Below are 15,196 nucleotides of genomic sequence, written 5' to 3' on the forward strand. Positions count from 1 at the left end.
TGCGCGGTGCGGCTGTCCCCGTTCGCGTCTGCTGCCGCCACCGGCATCCGCAGCTGGCCGCCGCCGCTGCGCTGATGGGCGGGCAGGGGGCGGGCAGGCGCCGGGCGGGGCGCCACGCGGAAAGGATCGGTCGCCTGCTGCGACTGGGCGTGCTGTGGCTGCTGCTGGCGATGGCCGCGCCGCTGGCTGCGCAGAGTGGCGCGCCGCCGCTGCGCGACTACGCCATCGACGTGTGGACCTCGCGCAATGGTCTGCCGCACAACTCGCTGCGCGACATCGCGCAGACCCCGGAAGGCCACCTGTGGTTCGCCACCTGGGAAGGCCTGGTGCGCTACAACGGCCTGGATTTCACCGTGTTCGACCGCAGCACGCGGCCGGGGCTGCGCGACAACGGCATCGGCGCGCTGCTGGTCGATCCGCAGGGCGGGCTGTGGATCAGCGACTCGCGGGGCAATGTCAGCCACCGCGGCAGCGATGGCCAGTGGCGGGTCTGGGAGCATCAACCGGATACGCCACAGGTACTGATCCAGTCCATGCAGATGGACAGCCAGGGACGCCTGTGGCTGCTGTATGAAGGCAAGGGCATCGCCTATCTGACCCCGGACAAGGGCATCGTCTACCAGCGTCCACCGCCGGACCTGCCGCTGGCGATGAGTTTCACCAAGATGGCGGTCGACGCACAGGACCGGGTCTGGATCGGCACCCTCGACGGCCTGGTGCTGCGTGACAACGACGGCGTGCTGCAGCGCGCGCCGGCGGCCTGGGGCGTGGACAAGGGGCTGTCGTGGCCCTACCGCGCACCCGATGGTGCGCTCTGGATCGTCGCGGGCGAGCGCCTGTACCGGGTGGAGGATGATCGCCTGGTGCTGGTGCACCGGCTGCCCGGCCAGCTGCACTTGACCGCGATGCTGCAGGACCGCCATGGCGACCTGTGGCTGGGTACCGAGAACCAGGGCCTGCTGCGCATTTCGGCGCATGGCCTGGAGCGCCTGCCGGCCGGTCTGAACCTGCCCGGCGGGCGTGTGGTCAGCCTGCGCGAGGATGCCGAGGGCAGCATCTGGGTGGGTGCCAACGGCGGCCTGTATCGCCTGCGCGAAACCCTGTTCAGCAGCTACACCGAACGCGACGGCCTCAGCGGCGACTACGTGCGCACGGTGCTCGAAGACCGTGATCGCCGCCTGTGGGTGGGCAGTGCCAGCGGCCTGGACCTGCAGACCGCCGACGGTCGATTCCGCGCGATGCCGCTGCACAACCGCGGTGGCAAGGCGCCCTCGGTACTGAGCCTGGCCCAGGATGCCGGCGGCGATCTGTGGGTGGGTACCTTCGGCGACGGCATCTACCGCTTGCACGCCGATGGACGCCTTCGCCACAACTACGCGGCGGCCGATGGCCTGCCCGGCGGCAACATCCGTGCGATCAGCATCGCGCCTGACGGCGTGGTCTGGGCGGGGACGCAGAAGGGCGTGGTCCGTATCGAGGGTGACAAGGTAACCGTGCCCACGATTGCGGGCATGCCGGCAGGCCTGACCACCGCGCTGGAACACGATCACCAGGGAAATCTGTGGATCGGCACCATCGAAGGCGTCCGCGTGCTGCGTGGTGATCGGGTGCAGTCGATCGACCTGGCGCCGCTGGGCGGTGGCCGCAGCGTGTTCGGGTTCCACCAGATCGGCGATGCGATGTGGATCAGCAGTGACCGTGGGCTGTATCGCTGGCAGCGCGGCACGCTGGCGCGCGTGGGCCTGGAGCAGGGCATGCCGGTGGATGCGGTGTTCCAGCTGGTGCCCGACCGACTGGGCAATGTGTGGATCAGCAGCAACCGCGGTGTGCTGCGTACCGATATGGCAACGCTCAACGCCGTGGCCGACGGACGCGCGCCGCGGGTAACCGTGGAGCGTTACAACGAAATCGACGGCATGGCCAATGCGCAGGCCAACGGCAGCTCCGGACCCTCGGCGATCCTGCGCCAGGACAGCACGTTCTGGGTAGTGACTGCCGGTGGCCTGAGCACGGTCGATCCGCAGCGGCTGCAGCGCTTCCGCGAGCGTCCGGCGCCGCCTGCGGCGATCGAGAACGTGCAGGTGGACGGTGCGCCGGTGCACTGGGAAGGCCGCGAGCGCAACCTGATTCCCGGTGGGCGACGGCTTGCGGTGAGCTACGTGGGCCTGAGCTATCTGATGTCCGACCGCATCCGCTACCGCACGCGGCTGGAGGGGCTGGACAACGGCTGGGTGGAGCGTGGCCCGCAGCGCAGCGTGGAGTTCGTCGGCCTGCCGCCGGGCGACTACACGCTGCACGTGGCCGCCTCGCACCCGGGTGGCAGCTGGGGCCATCAGGAAGCGGTGTGGAGCTTCACCGTCGAGCCGTTCTGGTGGCAGCGGCGCAGCGTGCAGGCGCTGACCGGGCTGGTGCTGCTGGCCGCGCTGGTAGCGCTGTACCGTTTCCTGCTGCAGCAGTACAAGGCCAGCAACCTGCGCCTGGCACGGCGCGTGGATGAGGCAACCTTCGACCTGCAGGCGCAGACCGTTCACCTGCAGGCGTTGAACCAGGAAAAGACCGAGCTGGCCGAGCGCCTGGCGCGGCAGGCCGAGGCATTCGAACGACAGGCCCGCGAGGACGCGCTGACCCGGTTGGCCAATCGTCGCGGTTTCGACGAGGCGCTGGCCCGCGACTTCGCCCGCGCCCAGCGCAGCGGCCACCCGCTGTGCCTGGTGGTGCTGGACATCGACCACTTCAAGGACGTCAACGACCAGCACAGCCACAGCATTGGTGATGCGGTACTGGTGGAAGTGGCCCAGGTGATCGCAGCGGCCAGCCGCGATTCGGACCTGCCGGCACGCACCGGCGGCGAAGAATTCGCGCTGCTGCTCAACGACACCCGGCTGGAGGAGGCAGCGCAACTGTGTGCGCGCCTGCGTGGCCTGTTCCATGACCACCCGGACTGGGCTGGCATACCCGGTCTGAGAGTGACCTTCAGTGCCGGCCTGGTGGAACTGGATGGCGACGACCGCACCCCGGCGCTGCTGTACCAGCGCGCCGACCGTGCGCTGTACCGCGCGAAGAGCGACGGCCGCGATCGTACGAGTATCGGTTGATCAAGTGCGAAGCATCCACGCATGGCGTGGATCTACTGGAGTGCCGTACCAACGGTCGGCACCCATCGAGCGCAGCGACCCGCTGTTGCTCCCGTTTTTCTGATCTTTCCGTGGCGCCCAGCAACGTGTCCGTGGCCGGGCGGGTGGGCTGCGCAGGGGCGTGAGCCGCATGGATGCGGCGACCGAGCTTACAGGGACGTACTTGCAGCGTCCCCTGCGCAGTCCACCCGCCCGGCCTTAACCGGAATCGCTGTCAGCCCGCCACGAGGGGCTCCGCCGTTGGTCGTCTTACCGCGGCCAGGCGTTGGCGATCGTGCAGAACAACCGCGCCGTCTGCTCGGTGTCGTACACCGCGCTGTGTGCCTCGTTGGCATCCCAGCCCAGCCCGGCCGCCGTGGCCGCGCGCGCCAGCACGGTCTGACCGTAGGCGATACCCGCCAGGGTGACCGTATCGAACACGCTGAACGGATGGAACGGATTGCGCTTGTGCCCGGTACGGGCGACGGCCGCGTTGACGAAGCCCAGGTCGAAATGGGCGTTGTGGCCGACCAGGATCGCGCGCTGGCAGCCGTACTTCTTCATCGCCGCGCGCACCGGAGTGAAGACGTGATCGAGCGCGGCCTTCTCTTCCTTGGCCAGCCGGAACGGATGGTCGAGGATGATGCCGGTTACTTCCAGCGACTTCGGGTCGATCTCCAGACCCTCGGCAGGCACCACATGGGCGCTGGCGGTCTGGCCGGGGTAGAGCAGGCCGTTCTCGTCCATCTCGATCGGCACGGCAGCGATTTCCAGCAGCGCGTTGCGCTGGCTGTCGAAGCCGCCGGTTTCAACATCCACCACCACCGGCAGGAAGCCGCGGAAGCGTTGTGACATCGCGCGCTGCGCCTGGGGTACGTCGGAAACAGGGGCGGCGGCAGGTGCGGAAGTGGGGTCAGTCATGTGCGGATTCTAGCAGAGCGACCCTGAGCGCCCGGGATCCCGGTAGGTGCCAACCTTGGTTGGCACACTGTGCGCCGAGCAAGGTCGGCGTCTACCGGACCGCGGGCTGCGCCGTGGGGGGCGACGGATACCAGCGTGCCAGCACGGCATCCACGCTCAGGCGCCCGGCGCCGGTGAACAGCAGCGGCAGCAGCATCGCCATGAACAGCAGTGGCAGTTTGAAGTTGCCAAAGCCCTGGTCGCTGATCGCATAGCCCATCGCCAGATCGCCCAGCGAGCTCCATTCGGCCGGCCAGTGCACCGCGTACGTTGCCACGACCGTCAGCACCAGCAGGCTGGCGGCGGCAAAGCGGGTGCCAAAGCCGAACAGCAGGCACGCTGCGCCCACCAGTTCGAACCAGGTGGCCAACTGCCAGTTCAGCGCGGCGGGCAACTGGTCGAAGGGGAACGGGAACGCGCCCTGCAGGTCGGCGAACCAGTTCTCGCCGTGCAGCTTCTCGCGCCCGGATTCGAAGAATTCCCAGGCAAGCAGCAGGCGCAGGCCAAGCGGGGCCAACCACGGGGCGAAACGGTCCAGCTGGCCGCGGGTTGCGGCCAGGATCGGGGTCTTCATCGGTGAATCTCCTGGAAGGGGCGTCAGGGTGAAGCGGAGAGCGGACCGATCACGCCGGCACGCAGGAACTGCTGCAGCAGTTGCGCACCCGGGGCGGCCAGGGTCTCGGGATCGAGGTGGTGCAGGACGGCCAGTTGCTGCAGCTGTTGTTGGCCGGTGGCCCCGGGCGCCTCGCCGATCAGGGTCAGCAGATGCACCGCCAGGCTGGTCAGGGTGGCAAAGCGCACTGCGCCATCGGCATCGCGCCGTACCAGCAGGCCGGTGGGCTCTGCTGGCGGTTGCGACGCTGCATCGTCGCTACCCAGTTGATGCACCGGCCAGCGATACAGCAGCGGCCAGGCCAGTGGCGAGCGCTGCAACGGTACCTGCAACGGATCGATGTCGCCCGGTTCCGGCAGCGGATCAGCCTGCAGCTGGTACAGCGCAGTCTCCACCCACTCGTAATGGGCCAGCTCGGCCAGCGCCGGATGCGGCAGTTCCGGTTGCACCTGCAGCCACTGCACGAACTCGGCAGCCAGCTCGGTGAACAACGGGGTGTGGCAACGGTGGCTGGCGAAATAGTGGCGCACCAGCGCACTCCAGGCCGGTTCGCCCAGCAGGCGCACGCAGACCGGGAAGCCGTTGCTCAACAATCCCAGCAGATTGTTGAACAGCAGGCGTTCGTACACCGCCACCCGGCGCGGGTCCATGCCGGGCGGCGCCGGTACCTGCGCCGGGTCGCGCAGGTGGGCGGTGAACGCGTGCTGCTGCGCGCGCAGTCGTTCGGGGGCATCAGCCATGGGCGGCTCCGGCATGCACGGCCTGCAGGCGGTGGATGGTCTGCAGTTCATCCCGCAGCTCGGCGTAAGGCGGGAAATTGAAGTCGCGCTCGAGCAGCGTAGGGCGCGGGCCGATGCGGGCGTAGGTACGCGCCAGCAGATCCCACACCGGGTCGATTACCGGGCTGCCGTGGGTGTCGATCTTCAGGTCCGGAGTGTCGTCCAGGTGCCCGGCGACGTGCAGGCAGACGATGCGCTGCGCGGGCAGGCCGGCAATGAAGGTATCCGCGTCGTAGCCGTGGTTGCAGGCATTGACGTACACGTTGTTGACGTCCAGCAGCAGATCGCAGTCGGCCTCGGCCAGCACCGCATTGGTGAAGGCCAGTTCGTCCATCATCGGTTCCGGCGCCAGGTAGTACGACACGTTTTCCACGGCGATGCGGCGGCCGAGAATGTCCTGCACGCGGGCGATGCGTGCAGCGGTGTGGCGTACCGCTTCATCGGTGAATGGAATCGGCAACAGGTCGTACAGATGGCCCTCGTCGCTGCAGTAGCTCAGGTGTTCGCTGTACAGCGGCACCCGGTGGCGTTCAAGAAACGTACCCACCTGCGCCAGCAGCTGGGTATCCAGCGCTGCGCTGCCGCCCAGTGACAACGACAGGCCATGGCAGCTCAATGGATGGCGCGCCGCCAGTTCGGCCAGCGCGTCACCGGCGGGGCCACCGACACCGATCCAGTTCTCCGGCGCGCACTCGAGGAAATCGAAATCGCCGGCCGGTGCATCGCGCAGGTCCTGAAGGAGGGCGCGGCGCAGGCCCAGGCCCACGGCCGCCGCGGGAAGCGGCGACCGCGGGTGGACGACGCCGGTGCGGACGTCAGTGCTTGGCACCGCACTTGCCTTCGCCGCACTTGCCTTCGGCCGACTTCTTGTCGCCGCCGGTCTTGGCCTTGGCGTCGGTACCGGCCGCTGCCTTGCCCTTGTCGCCGCCGCACTTGCCCTCAGCGCTCTTGCCGTCGGCGCCACACTTGCCTTCTGCATGCTTGGCCGCGTCGGCGGATTTCGCATCGGCCGCCTTCGCGTCGGTGGCCTTGGCTGCCTGGCCGGCAACCAGATAGCCCTGGGCGAGATCGCTCATGCTCAGGGCCGAGGCGGAGGCGGTCATGCCGAGGCCTGCGGCCAGGGCGGTGGCGGTCAGTAGGGACAGGGTCTTGTTGGAGGTGCTCATCGGTCGTGCTCCTGGGTGGTGGGCGGGTGCCCGTGGTGAAGCGATGGTGCAGCGATCCTACTCAACGAATCCTCGCCGGGAATTCAAATTTTCGTGAGAAGTATTACAACGCCAACAAAAAGGCCGCTGTCGCGAGGACAGCGGCCACCCTGGAGTCGAATCCGGTGTTGCAGTGCAGTATCAGATATCGCCGGCGCTGGACGTCTCATCGCGCTTCTGGCGCGGCGGCAGCGGCTGTTCGCCGTGCACCAGGAACCACACGTTCTCGGCGATGTTGGTGGCGTGGTCACCCACGCGTTCCAGGTTCTTGGCCATGAACAGCAGATGGGTGCACGGGGTGATGTTGCGCGGGTCTTCCATCATGTAGGTCAGCAGCTCGCGGAACAGCGCGGTGTACTGCGCATCCAGGCGAGCGTCGTCCTCGCGCAGTTCAAGCGCGGCATCGGCATCGTTGTCGCGGTACGCGGCGATGGCGCGGCGGACCTGCTGCGCTGCAAGGCGGCCGAGGGAACGCAGGCCCTGGATCTGCGGCAGCGGCGGCACCTTGCCCAGCGCGATGGAGCGCTTGGCGACGTTGGCCGCGTAGTCACCGATGCGTTCGATATCGGCCGGAATGCGCAGGCCGGCAAGAATTTCGCGCAGGTCGCGTGCCATCGGGCCACGCAGCGCCAGGCGCATCACGTCGTGGCTGATCTGCTGTTCCAGCGCGTCGATTGCTTCATCGTTGGCGATGATGCGATGGGCGGCGTTCTCGTCGCGCTTCTCGATGACGTCCATCGACGCCTCCAGCTGGGCGACGGCCATCTCGCCCATGCGCACGATTTCGGCCACCAGGCGCTGCTGCTCTTCGTCGTAGCTTTTGACGATGTGGTCGTTGGGAAGGTTCATGTTCTGCAATCCAGGTAGAGCCAGGCCGCGCCTGGCTGGGACATGTGGCGAAGCGTCAGCGCCGATCAGCCAAAGCGACCGGTGATGTAATCCTCGGTCTGCTGCTTGGACGGCTGCGAGAAGATCACTTCGGTGCGGTCGTGCTCGATCAGGTCGCCCAGGTACATGAAGGCGGTGTAATCGGACACGCGTGCAGCCTGCTGCATGTTGTGGGTGACGATCACGATGGTGTACTCGTGCTTCAGTTCTTCCACCAGCTGTTCGATGCGGCTGGTGGAGATCGGATCCAGCGCCGAGGTCGGCTCGTCCAGCAGCAGCACCGACGGCCGCAGGGCCACGGCACGGGCGATGCACAGACGCTGCTGCTGGCCACCGGACAGGCCCAGCGCGCTCTGGTTGAGCTTGTCCTTCACTTCGTCCCACAGTGCGCCCTGGCGCAGTGCGTGCTCGACACGGTCGGCCATGTCCGCCTTGGACAGCTTCTCGTGGTGGCGGATGCCGTAGGCCACGTTCTCGAAGATGGTCATCGGGAACGGCACCGGCTTCTGGAACACCATGCCGACCTTGCTGCGCAGGCGGTTCATCGGATACTTCGGCGACAGGATGTTCTCGCCGTCGAGGATCACCTCACCGCGCGCTTCCAGCTTCGGGTACAGCGCGTAGATGCGGTTGAAGATGCGTAGCAGGGTCGACTTGCCACAACCGGAGGGACCGATCAGCGCGGTCACGCGCTTTTCCGGGATCTCCAGGTTGATGCCCTTCAGGGCATGGAACTTGTCGTAGTAGAAGTCCAGTCCACGCGCGGCGAGCTTGACCGGTGCCGGAGCGTGCAGGTTCTCGTGCGAGGCCGGCACCACGATGCGCTGCATCGGCACGGCGTTGGAAAGGTCGTTCATGGCGGTATCCACGGAAAGGTCAGTCATGGGAGATACGGTTGCGCAGCAGGAAGCCGCGAGCGGCGAGGCTGACCAGCAACACGAAGACAGTCAGCACCAGGGCACCTGCCCAGGCCAGCACCTGCCAGGATTCGTACGGGCTGCCGGCGAACTGGTTCATCACCACCGGCACCGAGGCCATCGGCTGGAACACGTTGCTGTTCCAGTACTGGTTGCCGAACGCGGTGAACAGCAGCGGTGCGGTCTCGCCGGAAATGCGGGCCAGCGCCAGCAGGATGCCGGTGATGATGCCGGCCGAGGCACTGCGGTACAGCACCTGCACGATCACCTTCCACTGCGGGATGCCCAGCGACAGGGCGGCTTCGCGCATCTGCGAAGGCACCAGGCGCAGCATCTCGTCGGTGGTACGCACCACCACCGGCAGCACGATGAAGGCCAGCGACAGCGCACCTGCGAACGCGGAGAAGCTGCCGCCGGTCTGCATCACGTACAGGGTGTAGACGAACAGGCCCAGCACGATGGACGGCGCCGACAGCAGGATGTCGTTGACGAAGCGGACCACGGTGCCGGCCTTGCGGGCGTTGCCGTACTCGGCCAGCCAGGTGCCGGCCAGCACGCCCAGCGGGGTGCCGATGCCGATCGCCAGTGCACACATCACCGCACTGCCGAAGAAGGCATTGGCAAGACCGCCTTCCTGCATCGGCGGCGGTGTCATCTTGGTGAACAGGTCCAGGTTGATGCCGGCCAGGCCCTTGGAGGCCAGGGTGAACAGGATCCAGCCGAGGAAGAACAGGCCGAACAGCGCAGTGGCGCAGGACATCGCGATGGCGATGACATTGCCGATGCGGCGGCGCAGGTACAGGGAGTCAGCGGTGCTGGACATCAGTTGCCCTCCTTGCGGGACAGGCGCATCAGCATCAGGCGGGCGATGGCGAGCACCACGAAGGTGACGATGAAGAGGACGAAGCCGAGCAGCAGCAGCGCCGAGCGGTAGGTTTCAGTGGCCTCGCCGAAGTCGTTGGCGATCAGCGCGGCGATGGTAGTGCCCGGTTCCAGCAGCGACGGCGACAGGCGCACGCTGTTGCCGATCACGAAGGCCACCGCCATCGTCTCGCCCAGTGCGCGGCCGAGGCCGAGGAACACGCCACCGATCACCGCCGAGCGGGTGTAGGGCAGCACGATGTCCCAGCTCACTTCCCACTTGGTGGAACCCAGCGCGTAGGCCGATTCCTTCAGGCGCGTCGGCACGGTCAGGAACACTTCGCGCATCACCGAGGAGATGAAGGGGATGACCATGATCGCCAGCACGAAGCCGGCGGTGAGCATCCCGATGCCCAGCGGCGGGCCCTGGAAAACCGGACCGATGATCGGCCATTCGCCCAGGGTTTCGTTGAGGAACGGGGTGACGTACTCGGTCATCACCGGCACCAGCACGAACAGGCCCCACATGCCGTAGATGATCGAGGGAATGCCCGCCAGCAGTTCGATGGCGGTACCGACCGGACCCCGCAGCCAGCGCGGTGCCACTTCGGTGAGGAAGAAGGCGATGCCGAAGCTCACCGGCACGGCGATGACCATCGCGATCAGCGCGGTGACCAGGGTGCCGTAGATCGGGGCGAGGGCGCCGAACTTGTTTTCGACCGGATTCCAGTCGGAAGAGAAGAAGAAGCTCAGGCCCTGCACCTGCAGGGCGTGGCGACCACCCCACAGCATCGACAGTGCGGCGCAGGCCAGTGCGATCAGGACGAAGATGACGGTGCCGACCAGCACCCATCGGAACAGTTTGTCGTTGCGGGCATCACGCGTATCACGCGTGGACGGGGCGGCTACAGGCTGGGCGATGGCATTCATGGGGACGGCAGGGCCAGGAAGGGGCGGGGCAGCACGATGTTCAGGAGACGGTGCCCGCACGTGGCGGGCACCGTCGGTTCCATCACTTCAGTTCGGTCGCCCAGTAGGCTTCGATCTGCTTGACCAGCTCGGCCGGCAGCGGCACGTAGTGCAGTTCGTTGGCCTGGGTCTGGCCGCTTTCGAAGGCCCACTTGAAGAAGGCCAGCGCATCCTGGTTGCGCTTGGCATCCTTCGGCTTCTTCTGCATCAGCATGAAGTTGGTGGCAGTGATCGGCCACGCCTGCTCGCCCGGTGCGTTGGTGATGACCAGGTTGAAGTCCTTGGCGCTGGCCCAGTCGGCGCTGGCAGCAGCGGCGGCGAAGGTTTCAGCGTTCGGCTGCACCCAGGTGCCGGCGGCGTTCTGCAGCGAGGCGTACGGCATCGCGTTCTGCAGGGCGTAGGCCAGTTCGACGTAGCCGATGGAACCCTTGATCTGCTTCACGTACGAAGCGACGCCTTCATTGCCCTTGCCACCCACGCCGTCCGGCCACTGCACCGAGGTACCTTCGCCGACCTTGCTCTTCCACTCCGGGTTGACCTTGGACAGGTAGTTGGAGAAGTTGAAGGTGGTGCCGGAACCGTCCGAACGGTGGACGATGGTGATCTTGCCGTCCGGCAGGGTCACGCCCGGGTTGGCGGCGACGATGGCCGGGTCGTTCCAGGTCTTGACCTTGCCCAGGAAGATGTCGGCGAGCAGGGCGCCACTGAGGCGCAGCTTGCCGGCTTCCAGGCCGTCGATGTTGACCACCGGCACCACGCCACCGATGGCCGACGGGAACTGGGCCAGGCCGGCCTGGGCCAGCTCGTCGCTGCTCAGCGGCTTGTCGGACGAACCGAAATCAACGGTGCCGGCCTTGATCTGGGCGATGCCACCACCGGAACCGATCGACTGGTAGTTGATCTTGGCGCCGGTGGCGGTGTTGTAGTCGGCCGACCACTTGGACACCAGCGGGAAGATGAAGGAGGCGCCAGCACCGGAGACCTCAGCGGTCACCTTGTCGCCGGCAGCGGCCGGAGCAGCGGCGCCGTCAGCGGCCGGCTGCTGTGCGGCCTGCTTGTCGCCACCGCAGGCAGACAGGCCCAGGGCGATGGCCAGGGAAAGGGCGGCAAGGCTGGCCGAGTGCAGTTTCATGGTCACTCCATAGCGGGGTAGAGCCGACGGTGTCGGCGGATGCGGCTATGAAATGATGTTTTTGTTACAGCCGTATGACGTCCATGACAGAGGTGTCCTGGATCACGTTCTGGCAAGGGTTTCACAGCGTTGGCCGGCCCCAGGCGGGGTCCCGGAGACCACGGATCTGCGCACCGATATGGCAATGGAGGCAGGGTAGAGCCGAGCCCATGCTCGGCTGCCCGCGAGGCCAGACCAGATGCAGCCGAGCATGGGCTCGGCTCTACAGATGCTCCTGCATGACCCCATCGCCGCAACAACACATCAACGGAAGCGCAGCGCTCTTCACGACCAACCCAACAAACCAACCGCACAAAAAAGAAGAGCGCCGGACCCCGAAGGATCCAGCGCCCGGTGGGGCCGGCGGGGGAGAGAGGACCCGCCGACCCCGTTCCTGCGGGGGAACGCCTTGCAACGAAACTCAGTACTTCAGGTTCTGCGTCCAGTAGGTCTCGATCTGGCGCACCAGTGCGTCCGGCAGCGGCACGTAGTCCAGCTGCTTGGCCTGCGCATCGCCATTCTTGTAGACCCAGCGGAAGAACTCCTGGGTGGCCTTGGCGCCAGCCACGTTCTTCGGCTGCTTGCGCACCAGGATGAAGTTGGTGGCGGTGATCGGCCATGCGTCAGCGCCCGGGGCGTTGGTCATCACCAGGTAGAAGTCACGGGCGTTGGCCCAGTCGGCGCTGGCCGCGGCCGCCGAGAACGAGGCGTCCGACGGCTGCACGATCTTGCCGGCTGCGTTCTTCATCGCCGCGTAGGACATCTTGTTCTGCAGCGCGTAGGACAGTTCGACGTAGCCGATGCCGCCCTTGATCTGCTTCACGTAGGCAGCAACGCCTTCGTTGCCCTTGCCGCCGATGCCGGCCGGCCACTGCACCGAGGTGCCTTCACCGACCTTGCTCTTCCACTCCGGGCTGACCTTGGACAGGTAGTTGACGAAGTTGAAGGTGGTGCCCGAGCCGTCCGAACGATGGACGATGGTGATCTTGCCGCTGGGCAGGGTCAGGCCGCTGTTCAGGGCTGCAATGGCCGGGTCGTTCCAGGTGGTGATCTTGCCCAGGAAGATGTTGGCCAGGGTCGGACCGTCCAGCTTCAGCGCGCCCGGGGCGACGCCCGCGACGTTGATCACCGGCACCACGCCGCCGATCACCGACGGGAACTGGGCCAGGCCGGCGGCAGCCAGCTCTTCCGGCTTCAGCGGCGCATCGGACGATCCGAAGTCCACGGTCGCAGCCTTGATCTGGGCGATACCACCGCCGGAACCGATCGACTGGTAGTTGACCTTCTTGCCGGTGGCGGTGCTGTAGTCGGCGGACCACTTGGACATCACCGGATAGATGAACGAAGCGCCCGCGCCGGTGACATCGGCGGCGTTGGCGGCGAACACGGACGACGCGGCCAGAATGGCGACGGCGGCGCGCGACTTGAAGGCGTGGATCACGGGAGAGACTCCTGGGGTGGTCGAGGGGCGGCTGCCCGACGTTTCGGTGCACATTCCATAACGGTTCCATGACACGCCCGCGTCTGTCATATGACGCGGACATGACAGCCGTCATGGCGCTGCCGACGCCTCCCTTTCAGAGCCCGCGCAACGCCTCCGGAACGGCATAGCGGCCGTCGCTGGGCAGCAGTGTCCAGTGCTGCGCAGGAGCCGTCGTGTCGGTTGCATGGCAGTCATCACCCGCAGCGACGCTGATCGTATCGGTGCGCTTTTCGCGTACCAGGATCGGTGCCAGGCCAGGGCGAGTGCTGCTGCCCATTTCCAGCGTGCGCTCGAAGCGGCTGAACTCGCCGGCGCAGCGCGTATCCCATTCGCCGCGACTGCCGCTGACGGCCAGCGGGGCAAGCACCCGGCGCAGCTGTCGGCCATTGCGCACGAACAACTGCAGTTCGGTCTGTGCGAACGGGTTGGGGCCTGAGCTGCCGCTGTAGTCCATGCGCACGCCAAACGCGCGGGTGGCCGGATCCAGTTGCCAGCGTGCGGTGTCCAGGCGGAGTCCGGTGAAGCGCAGCGCATCACTGCTGACCGCATCGGCCACGCGGGTCCAGGCCAGCGGCTGGCCACTGGCGGTGTCGATCAGCAGCAGGTCCAGGTCGCCACCGCGCACGTCTTCCGAGGCGGGCTCGGTCCATTGCGCGACGGCCAGCAGGGTCGTGCCGGGTTGTGCGGGCCACGCACGGCAGGCGGTGCTGTCGGCATCGGTGAAGCGTGCCGTCACTGGCAACGTGCCAGCCGGCAACTGCCGATACGCGGCCTCGCGCACGGCCTCTGCATCGTCACAGGCGAGCGCGGTGGCGGGCAGCGCGGCGAGCAGGGCAGCGCACAGCAGGCGGCGCAGGCGGAGGGGAGTGGGCATCCCGAAGGTCCATGTCGACAGGGCAGGGCATCATCGCGCGGCCGCCGCCTGCCCACAACGACGAAGGCACGGCCGGAGCCGTGCCTTCGTTCGAACGCGTGCTTCCGGTCTTACCAGAAGAACTGCGCGCGGGCTTCCAGGATGTTCGGATCGTCGTTGACGAAACCACGGGCGGTCGAGCTGTACTTCTTGCTGTCGACCATCACGTAGTTGAGCATCAGCTTGAAGTTCGAGCGCCAGTACCAGTTGGCGCCAACGGTCCAGATGTCCATCTTGCCGCCGAGCACGCCATCGACGATCGGCGGACGGCCGGCCACCGGGTTGGCAGCGAGGTTGCCATCGTTCAGATCCATGTGGTCGTAACGCAGGCCCAGCTGCCACTGGCCGCCGGCCGGGTTGTTCGGCAGGCCGGTGCCCGGGGTGCCGCCCTTGTAGCTCCAGCTTTCGCCGGTGACATTCCACACGCCGCTGACGTAGTAGCCGTCGGTGGTGTAGTTGTCATGGGCATAACGCTTGGCCTTGCTGGTGTAGTACTCGGCCTGGGCCTTGAACGGACCCTGGAAGTACATCGCTTCGGCGCCGATGGTGCTGACGCGGTCGGTGTCGGTCATGTTGCCGCCATCGATCAGGCGCGCGGTGGCCAGGTCAGCGTTCGGGCGGGCACGCACGCGCAGGGTGTCTGCGTCGGTGTCGTAGTCCACGTAGCTCAGGCCGAAGTGCAGGACCTGGCCCTTCTCGTTGATCGGGGCCCAGGTGCCACGCGCGCCGTAGCCGCTGCCGTGGGCCAGGTTGCGGGTCAGTTCGCGGCCGAAGGCGCTGGCGGTGACCGACCAGTTGTCCTGGCCGTAGCTGTACGCGCCGCCGAGGCGACGGGCGATGGCATAGGTGTTGGTGACCGCAGCCTTGGAGATGAAGTCGTTGTTCTTGGTGCTGGACAGCTCTTCCAGGCTGTTGGGCTGCTTGAACTGGCCGACCTGGATGAAGTGGTTGGCGTTGCCCAGCAGCTTGTACTTCACGTTGGTGTCGAGGAACTTGTCGGCCTTGGCGTCATAGCCGACCACCCACTCCACGTTGCCCGGGCCCTTGCCCTTCAGCACCAGCTCGGCGCGACGCAGTTCGAACTCGCTGTTCTTGCCGTTGCCGGCGTCACCGCCGTTGAGGTCCACGACGTCATTGTCGTACCAGTTGCCGTCGGCCTGGACCAGGCCTTCGAAGGTGATTTCCGAACCGCCGATCACATCGATGGCGACTTCGGCGTGGGCGGCCGGCACATACAGCGCAGCAGCCACGGCGACCGTCAGGAGTTGGTGATGCAGTTTCATGGAGAGGAGCCTTGCAGGCAGGTGGGAAGATGCGCGCAGGC

At 66.7% G+C, this 15,196-nt stretch carries 14 protein-coding genes; 1 reads left to right on the forward strand and 13 read right to left on the reverse strand.

Features of this window, described 5'->3' with window-relative positions:
• The first annotated feature begins 74 nt into the window (after positions 1 to 74).
• Positions 75 to 3,095, forward strand: coding sequence for a ligand-binding sensor domain-containing diguanylate cyclase (locus tag CR156_RS04410; protein ID WP_100552040.1), 3,021 nt, complete (start codon positions 75 to 77; stop codon positions 3,093 to 3,095).
• 288 nt (positions 3,096 to 3,383) lie between these two features.
• On the opposite strand, the gene rnt is transcribed toward CR156_RS04410, so the two are convergent.
• The 13 genes from rnt to CR156_RS04475 form a co-directional block, all read right to left on the reverse strand.
• Entirely contained in the window at positions 3,384 to 3,968 is a 585-nt protein-coding gene (gene rnt, locus CR156_RS04415; RefSeq protein WP_032951815.1) for a ribonuclease T, read from the reverse strand.
• Positions 3,969 to 4,125: 157 nt separating this feature from the next.
• Positions 4,126 to 4,647: an HvfX family Cu-binding RiPP maturation protein gene (locus CR156_RS04420; protein WP_100552041.1), complete on the reverse strand. Its 522-nt coding sequence runs from the start codon at positions 4,645 to 4,647 to the stop codon at positions 4,126 to 4,128.
• A 23-nt stretch (positions 4,648 to 4,670) separates the two neighbouring features.
• Entirely contained in the window at positions 4,671 to 5,426 is a 756-nt protein-coding gene (locus CR156_RS04425; RefSeq protein ID WP_100554075.1) for an HvfC family RiPP maturation protein, read from the reverse strand.
• Positions 5,419 to 6,294: an HvfB family MNIO-type RiPP peptide maturase gene (locus CR156_RS04430; protein ID WP_100552042.1), complete on the reverse strand. Its 876-nt coding sequence runs from the start codon at positions 6,292 to 6,294 to the stop codon at positions 5,419 to 5,421. The genes CR156_RS04425 and CR156_RS04430 overlap by 8 nt, the downstream gene beginning before the upstream one ends.
• Positions 6,281 to 6,631, reverse strand: a complete 351-nt coding sequence (locus tag CR156_RS04435) for an HvfA family oxazolone/thioamide-modified RiPP metallophore (RefSeq protein ID WP_100552043.1) — start codon at positions 6,629 to 6,631, stop codon at positions 6,281 to 6,283. The genes CR156_RS04430 and CR156_RS04435 overlap by 14 nt, the downstream gene beginning before the upstream one ends.
• A 180-nt stretch (positions 6,632 to 6,811) precedes the next feature.
• Complete coding sequence (phoU, locus tag CR156_RS04440) at positions 6,812 to 7,519, reverse strand: phosphate signaling complex protein PhoU (RefSeq protein ID WP_100552044.1); 708 nt, start codon at positions 7,517 to 7,519, stop codon at positions 6,812 to 6,814.
• A 65-nt stretch (positions 7,520 to 7,584) separates the two neighbouring features.
• Positions 7,585 to 8,415 (reverse strand): phosphate ABC transporter ATP-binding protein PstB, encoded by an 831-nt coding sequence (pstB, locus tag CR156_RS04445; protein ID WP_025875381.1) that lies wholly within the window; start codon positions 8,413 to 8,415, stop codon positions 7,585 to 7,587.
• A 19-nt stretch (positions 8,416 to 8,434) separates the two neighbouring features.
• Positions 8,435 to 9,298 carry a phosphate ABC transporter permease PstA gene (gene pstA, locus CR156_RS04450; RefSeq protein WP_089239920.1) on the reverse strand — a complete coding sequence of 288 codons (864 nt, stop codon included), beginning with the start codon at positions 9,296 to 9,298 and terminating at the stop codon, positions 8,435 to 8,437.
• Positions 9,298 to 10,266, reverse strand: coding sequence for a phosphate ABC transporter permease subunit PstC (gene pstC, locus CR156_RS04455; RefSeq protein ID WP_033830733.1), 969 nt, complete (start codon positions 10,264 to 10,266; stop codon positions 9,298 to 9,300). Before pstC ends, pstA begins: the two co-directional genes overlap by 1 nt.
• A gap of 82 nt (positions 10,267 to 10,348) precedes the next feature.
• The gene (gene pstS, locus CR156_RS04460) at positions 10,349 to 11,437 is read right to left on the reverse strand and encodes a phosphate ABC transporter substrate-binding protein PstS (RefSeq protein ID WP_099819984.1); all 1,089 of its coding nucleotides are present in this window, start codon (positions 11,435 to 11,437) and stop codon (positions 10,349 to 10,351) included.
• A 460-nt stretch (positions 11,438 to 11,897) separates the two neighbouring features.
• Positions 11,898 to 12,917 (reverse strand): phosphate ABC transporter substrate-binding protein PstS, encoded by a 1,020-nt coding sequence (gene pstS / locus CR156_RS04465; RefSeq protein WP_025875374.1) that lies wholly within the window; start codon positions 12,915 to 12,917, stop codon positions 11,898 to 11,900.
• A gap of 136 nt (positions 12,918 to 13,053) precedes the next feature.
• The gene (locus CR156_RS04470; RefSeq protein WP_100552045.1) at positions 13,054 to 13,833 is read right to left on the reverse strand and encodes a PA3715 family protein; all 780 of its coding nucleotides are present in this window, start codon (positions 13,831 to 13,833) and stop codon (positions 13,054 to 13,056) included.
• A 110-nt stretch (positions 13,834 to 13,943) separates the two neighbouring features.
• A complete protein-coding gene (locus CR156_RS04475) occupies positions 13,944 to 15,155 on the reverse strand; it encodes an OprO/OprP family phosphate-selective porin (protein WP_100552046.1) in 1,212 nt (403 codons plus the stop codon).
• Positions 15,156 to 15,196 lie beyond the last annotated feature (41 nt).

This window comes from Stenotrophomonas lactitubi, from assembly GCF_002803515.1.
GTDB classification, from domain to species: Bacteria; Pseudomonadota; Gammaproteobacteria; order Xanthomonadales; family Xanthomonadaceae; genus Stenotrophomonas; species Stenotrophomonas lactitubi.